A 1,283-nucleotide genomic window follows, 5' to 3' on the forward strand; every position below is an offset into this window, starting at 1 on the left:
TCTTACTTCACCGGCTTCCAGGTCGCCGTCGGCCACATAATATGCGCACAGATCCTTCAGCCCTGCCTCACCGGGCCTTACCGTAACCGCCGCTTCCCTGATCCGTTCGTGCCGCAGCAGCTGTGTCTCGATCTCTCCCGGCTCGATCCGATATCCTCGGATCTTCACCTGGTGGTCGATCCGGCCCAAATACTCTACTTCCCCGTTCGGCAGCCACCTTGCCAGATCGCCCGTCCGGTACATCCTCTCTCCTGGCGCAAACGGGTTATCCACGAACCTCTCCGCCGTCAGTTCCGGACGGTTCCAATACCCGCGCGCCAGGCCGACTCCGGCGATGTACAGCTCGCCCGGCACCCCGACCGGCTGCAACCGCCGGTGGCCGTCCAGCACGTATAGCGAGATGTTGTCGATCGGTTGGCCAATTGGAATACGCGCCGACTCCTCCACGCATGAGCAGTTATGGTACGACACGTCCACCGTCGCCTCCGTCGGTCCGTACAGATTGACTAGTTCCGTCCCCCACGCATCCTTCAGCAAACGGCCGAATCGGCTCGCCTGCTTAGCCTGCAGCGCCTCCCCGCTCGCGAACACCCGGCGCAGCGTGCGCAGCCGCCCCGTATCCCCGGCTTCCTCGACATGCTCCAGAAACAGCTGCAGCATCGAAGGCACGAAGTGCATCACCGTTACCCGGTGCCTCTCCACGCATCGCGCAATCGACTCTGGATTTTTCTCCGCACCCGGCTCCGGGAACACCGCCGACGCTCCCTGCATGCCCCACCAGAACAACTCCCAGACCGACACGTCGAAGCTGAACGGCGTTTTTTGCATGATGACGTCATCCTCCGCCAGCGGGAAGCGCCTCTGCATCCACTGCAAGCGGTTGATTACCGAATGATGCTCGATCATCACGCCCTTGGGCTCGCCGGTGGAACCGGAGGTATAGATCACATAAGACAGATCATGCGGCCCCGACGTGGCGGATAGATCCTCACCATCCCCCGAGTACAGCGTCTCGTCCGCCAAGTCAAGCTGCTCGCCCGAGAATTGCCCCGGCGGCAGTTCCCGCTTGCAAGTGAGCAGCAGCTCCGCACCGCTGTCTCGGAGCAAATAAGCGATCCGTTCCTCGGGATATGCGGGATCGATCGGAACGTAGGCGCCGCCCGCTTTCAGGATGGCCAGAATGCCGACCATCATCTCCGGCGAGCGCTCCAGCAGAACGCCGACCAACCGGCCCGGCTTCACGCCTTTGTCCCGCAGCGTCCGGGCGAGCTGATTCGCCCGCT

At 62.7% G+C, this 1,283-nt stretch carries 1 protein-coding gene; it reads right to left on the reverse strand.

From position 1 onward, the window contains the following. Positions 1–1,283 (reverse strand): non-ribosomal peptide synthetase (locus PBN151_RS30185; RefSeq protein WP_139295467.1); only part of this gene is annotated, 1,283 nt, incomplete at both ends.

Origin of the sequence: Paenibacillus sp. NAIST15-1, assembly GCF_001894745.1 — a bacterium.
Classification (GTDB): Bacteria; Bacillota; Bacilli; order Paenibacillales; family Paenibacillaceae; genus Paenibacillus_B; species Paenibacillus_B suaedae.